At 32.3% G+C, this 5415-nt stretch carries 5 protein-coding genes and 1 pseudogene; 5 read left to right on the forward strand and 1 reads right to left on the reverse strand.

All coding sequences use genetic code 11. From position 1 onward, the window contains the following. Window positions 1-147: 147 nt before the first annotated feature. Window positions 148-291: pseudogene (locus tag COL3_RS25255) on the reverse strand (transposase); the annotation flags it as partial. A 91-nt stretch (window positions 292-382) separates the two neighbouring features. Here COL3_RS25255 and COL3_RS25260 point away from each other — a divergent pair. The 5 genes from COL3_RS25260 (at window position 383) to COL3_RS25280 (ending at window position 5253) form a co-directional block, all read left to right on the forward strand. Next, window positions 383-1459, forward strand: a complete 1077-nt coding sequence (locus COL3_RS25260) for a hypothetical protein (protein WP_008426069.1) — start codon at window positions 383-385, stop codon at window positions 1457-1459. Window positions 1460-1474: 15 nt separating this feature from the next. Next, entirely contained in the window at window positions 1475-2461 is a 987-nt protein-coding gene (locus COL3_RS25265) for a glycine-rich protein (protein ID WP_099716756.1), read from the forward strand. A 395-nt stretch (window positions 2462-2856) separates the two neighbouring features. Beyond that, window positions 2857-4359 carry an Ig-like domain-containing protein gene (locus tag COL3_RS25270; RefSeq protein WP_008420212.1) on the forward strand — a complete coding sequence of 501 codons (1503 nt, stop codon included), beginning with the start codon at window positions 2857-2859 and terminating at the stop codon, window positions 4357-4359. A 382-nt stretch (window positions 4360-4741) separates the two neighbouring features. After that, a complete protein-coding gene (locus COL3_RS25275) occupies window positions 4742-4984 on the forward strand; it encodes a hemolysin XhlA family protein (RefSeq protein ID WP_008420211.1) in 243 nt (80 codons plus the stop codon). Window positions 4985-5001: 17 nt separating this feature from the next. Continuing rightward, window positions 5002-5253 (forward strand): phage holin family protein, encoded by a 252-nt coding sequence (locus COL3_RS25280; RefSeq protein WP_008420210.1) that lies wholly within the window; start codon window positions 5002-5004, stop codon window positions 5251-5253. The last annotated feature ends 162 nt before the right edge of the window (window positions 5254-5415 follow it).

The raw sequence follows: 5415 nt of genomic DNA on the forward strand, positions 1-5415 counted from the left end.
GTGTATAAGAAATTGATAATAATAACCCTTATAATAGTAAGTGGGAACAAAAGATATTTCTTATATATACTTAAATTCTCAATATTATTTAATAAAAAAGGCATTTATAGAAATATAGATGTCTTTTTTTTTATTTAGACCAGCTAATAATACCTTGTTTATAGGAACTCCATTACGATTCTTACGAATTGAAGCTAGTGCAACAGAATATAATGCTCTTCGACCGATTTGAGTTCCTCTCTTTGAAATTTTGTTATCATCGCCTTTAAAATTACCTGATTCATTAACAGCATTAATTAGTTTTGAAAATATATTTTCTGATCAGACAATGCCCTTTTTAGAGTTATTAATGTTACAACTAGATGATACAAGGAGGTGAATTATGAGTAAATTTTTTAATGTAACCTTAAACAAAGATATAGCTATAGATGATAGTGTAACAAATGAATCTTCTGGTTGGTCTGGTGTAAAAATACTTCAAGAGATATTAAATCACAGGATAACCAAATTTGAACAGATGGAAGATGTGGACGTAATAAATAAAAAAGATAAACAAGTTGTAATGTTCTCCGGTGATACCGGAAAGTTTACTACTATAGATTTTAAAAGCGTAGGGGACATGGCGGGCATAGGCTTGAATCAAATAAGTAAATTAGGAGTGACAGGTACGACATCAGCACCCACGGTAATAGATATACCCATATCAACCGTAGATTTTAAAGTCCCTAGGGTCAATGTACTTAAATTTCATACCGGTGATTCTAATGTAGTTAGTGTTAAGAGCTCATTCTCAAATAGTGAAAATAATGATTTTGAATCTGATTCGATGATTGTCTTTGATGGTACGGCTCACCTTAAAACTAATATACAAGACACCTTTGTCTATGAAAGATCTTTGAGCTCTTTTGATACCTACAAGGCTACTATAGAGAATGAATTTAAGTCTATATCTAGTGTGGACAATATAACTTCTGGTGTGGATAATGTTCTAACTGTTACTGGGATAGCTACTGATAGATTATTAATACCAAAAGGAGATATAAACTTATCTAACGTAAACAATATAGATAATTTTGCAGTAGTAGCTAGCAGTAGTACAACGGGAGTAAAAATTGTATGTAGTCCTGATAGTGGTAATACTTGGTATACATTTAATACCTCTTCTAATTCTTGGGTAGTAATTAGTCTAAGTAAGGATAATTTAATAAATAGTGGAATGACTGTCGATGTATTTAATGCTATATCAAGTACTTACTGGAATATATTGATAAAAAATAGTAAAGTCAGGTTTGCTTACTTAATAAGAGATACTAATACTTTAGATCAATTGTCAATACAATATGATGGTATTGGTTACTGGATTGCAGCAAAAGATACTGAATATGATACTATATATGCTTCAAATAGCTTGTTACAAGTTAAATTATACTTTAGTGGAGATGTGAAAATAAATTACTAGAAAGGATGATTAATAATGGCAGCAGATAAAACTTATACCTTTAATTATACGGGTGCCGTACAAACTATAACTATACCCACTAATATAAAAAGAGTATATATTGAAGCTTATGGATCTAAGGGGGCACACCCTAATAGTGGAGCTGGTGGTAAGTCTACTGGGGAATATGTATTAGACCCTGCTAAAAGTAGGACTCTATATATTTATTGTGGAGGTACTACAGGATGGAATGGGGGAGGTATTGGGTACAATGGTATCTATGGAAATGCAGCTGGCGGAGGTGCATCAGATGTAAGACTTATACCTGCATCATCTGGTTCATGGTATGATACTTCTCACTCTAGCTGGGCAACCGATGCTAGTTTACTTTCTAGAATTATAGTCGCTGGTGGAGGTGGAGGGGTTGCAGGTACTTCCTATGGTGCTGGAGGCACTGGAGGGGGGCTAACCGGGGGAACTGGATCCACAGCGTATGGAGGAAGTTATGGAGGAACTCAGACAGCAGGAGGTACTGGGAATCATAGTAGCAACATTTATACCTCTGATGAGAATGGGTCATTCGGCCTAGGTGGAAGTTATGGCAGTAATGGATGCGGAGGAGGGGGCGGATGGTATGGTGGGGGTGCTAGTGTATCATATCCTTATCCAGCTGGGGGTGGCTCAGGATATATAGCTCTACTTAATAATGGCACTACCACCAATGGGACTAATGCTGCTGCAGGTAAAGTAATAATTACCCTAATATCCGATGATAAATACTTGCTAAGAAGGGAAGGTAATTATTATAGCATTAACCCAACATATTATGATACGAGTATACATGATTTTGTGCCATTAACTTTAAGTGGGGGAGACTATCCAAATGATTCTGATTTTCAGAATTTTGGGTTTAAGAATATAACAGATTTAACTGTCTCTATGACAAAAGGCAGTGATACTTTATTACCTATTACCAAATTCTTGGGGTCAAATGTAGAGGTTATTTACGGCAGAATGAAATAGTTTTGGATTTTAGCGTTGTTGTTAGAGGATCTTGTACAGAAAAACATAAGAATATAGATGAGAAATCAGAGATATATGATGAGAAATAAAAAAATGTATAACTATTAGATAAAACTATACAAGAGAATACTAGCTTTAAAAACAGAACTAAAAAAATAATATAATATCAAAAAATGTAATCACGATTAAGTATTTTTATAAGCCTTTTCTTGTTGTCTGTTTTAACTTAAATATAATAATCAAATATATATCATATTGTAAAAATTTACTTAATTTCTTATATTTAAAAGAATTTGTATTATGGTTTTTGTTGGATTTTACCGTATTTTACCAGATGTAAAATTAAAATAATAAGTGGACGTGTAATAAATTTATATATAAGGGAGAAATGATAAATGAATAAATACTTTAAAAAGTTTAGTGTAATGTTTGTAATGACTCTAATATTATCCTTAGGATTTTGTATTAGTGCTTTTGCAGACGATAGTGGGGTAGTAGGAGCTAGTAATTTAAATGGAACAGCTCAAAATAGTGCTAAGGTTGGAGATGTATTAAGATTACCTGAAATTGGATGGAAAAGATATGATGATACAAATTCCAATATTTCATATAGTAGTTCTAATATATCAAATAGTAATAATTCATGGTATGTTAATAATAAGAGCTATTTCTATAACGGAACAATAATGAGTTCTGCTTATAAAATAAATACTGAAAATGAATATATTTCATTCAATTTTTATGGCACTAAATTGAGAATTATTTCGCCAACTTGTTATTCAAATGCAAACTCTATAAACATATATATTGACAATATATTAGTTAAAAGTTTTAGTGAATATTCTGCTAGTGCTAGTGGTGCAACTGAACAAATTTTGACTTGTGAAATTACTGGGTTAAATTTATCAAACCATTCTGTAAAGATAGTAAATAAAGATTCGTCTGGAAACTATTTCTTGTTAGATGCTATAGATGTAGATGGATATCTTGGTGAATATGCTGAATCAATAACACTAGATAAATCATCAATAGATTTAAACGTAGGAGATTCACAACAACTAACTGCAACAACAACTCCAGCCGGAGCACAAGTAACTTGGACATCAAGTGATTCTTCAATCGCAACAGTTGATTCAACTGGTAAAGTCACCGCAGTAAAAGAAGGACAAGCAACAATAACAGCTACTACAACAGATGGAAGTAATCTAAGTGCATCATGTGTTGTTAATGTAACAAGTCCAGTAACACCAAGTATAATATTAAATAAGACATCTGATTCGTTAACTACAGGACAAACAGATAATTTAATAGCAACTACAACACCATCTGCGGTAAATGTTTCGTGGAATTCTTCAAATACGTCTGTAGCAACTGTAGATTCAACAGGAAAAGTAACTGCTATAGGTGCAGGTACAGCAATAATAACAGCAACTACAACGGATGGAAGTAACTTAAGTGCATCATGTACTGTAAATGTAACAGCAGGCAACGGTGGCAATACTGGTGGAATACCTAGTGATGGATCAAATACTATAGTTAATATCGCTCATGCAAAAGGTGATAATACTAATAATGCTGGTGGTGAAGTTTCGATTATATTTAATGGGTTGCCTGATACTACATTAAGTGTTGTAAAAACAGCCGATGTAAAGTCTGTATACGTAGGTGATGCTTTTACGTATACTGTGGTAGTTACTAACACTGGTACAAAGACTGCTAAAGCAGTAGTGATTAATGATAGTGTTCCAAATCACATAGATTTTACAGTTGATGGTGTAACGACTACTCAAGGTAGTGTTGATCCAAGTTCAACTTCAAAAAATATTATAGTTAATGTTGGTGATATTCCGCCAGCAGGAACAGTTACAATTAAAATACCTGCAACTGTTATAGAATAAATAGATTGGTTTGGGTAAGATAAGTTGAATACTCATGAATGACACTTGCAGAAATGTAGGTGTCTTTTATATTATTACGTAAGTGGAAAAAAGGGAGCAGCAATTAAATAAAAAATGTAAGCATATTTAGGGACTTTTTTAGAAGTCTTTTTTTGCGTGATCATTTTTAAAATCTCTTCTATTAGCAAATTAATTTTGTAGAGAAAAATTATAGATAAACTAAAGGATATGTAGAAGAAATAGGCATCAATAGCTATTAAAATAATAAGTGAGACAAGGAATAATTAACATAACAAAATCTTGGATTAGAATATGAAAAAGTAATAGTAGTTTTACCAAGAAGAACTCTTTGTTAAAAAATTTGAAATAAGGATGGTGAAACATGAATGAGAGCGATTCAATACAAGAAATCAAAGAAAGATTAGTAAAAATAGAGACACTGTTAGAAAATATGAGTAAGACAGATGAGCTAGAGAGAAAAGTTATTGAAGAAAAAATAAAAGTAGCAAACAATAGAATAACAGATTTAGAGGATGCAAATAAATGGTTATGGCGCACTGTTCTAGGAAGTTTTCTAACAGGAGCTATAGCTATTCTAGTTTCCTTAATAAAAATTAATAAATAGAAAAGGTGGAGGGAACAATGGACTTAGTAAAATATATAACTGAAAATGCTTTAATCTTAGTGCCTACATTATATGTGGTGGGTATGATAATAAAAAATACTGAGAAAATACCGGATAAATATATACCAGGAGTTTTATTAATTTTAGGTGTAGCTGGAGCTTTAGCTCTAATGGGACTAAATGCTAATGCAGCAATACAGGGGATTCTTGTTACAGGCGCAACTGTATATACAAATCAATTAATAAAGCAAAATAGTAAGGAAGAGTAGTTATTGAGCAGCCTTTAGGGTTGCTCTTATTTTTTTATTTGAAAGGAAGGATTTTATGAATATTATAGATAAAGGTTTAAGCTTTGGACCAATGAATATGAATAATCATCCAGCCATGTTAATTGTACATCATTTAGAGGCAGAAGGGCCACAATGGACAGT

It is taken from the genome of Clostridium sp. LS, from assembly GCF_002760435.1.
Taxonomy (GTDB): Bacteria; Bacillota; Clostridia; order Clostridiales; family Clostridiaceae; genus Clostridium.

Excerpts from the sequence above, each read along its gene's own strand:
- COL3_RS25270 (WP_008420212.1), top strand. The coding sequence starts at position 2,857 with ATGAATAAATACTTTAAAAAGTTTAGTGTAATGTTTGTAATGACTCTA.
- COL3_RS25280 (WP_008420210.1), top strand. The coding sequence starts at position 5,002 with ATGGACTTAGTAAAATATATAACTGAAAATGCTTTAATCTTAGTGCCT.
- COL3_RS25275 (WP_008420211.1), top strand. The coding sequence starts at position 4,742 with ATGAATGAGAGCGATTCAATACAAGAAATCAAAGAAAGATTAGTAAAA.
- COL3_RS25260 (WP_008426069.1), top strand. The coding sequence starts at position 383 with ATGAGTAAATTTTTTAATGTAACCTTAAACAAAGATATAGCTATAGAT.
- COL3_RS25265 (WP_099716756.1), top strand. The coding sequence starts at position 1,475 with ATGGCAGCAGATAAAACTTATACCTTTAATTATACGGGTGCCGTACAA.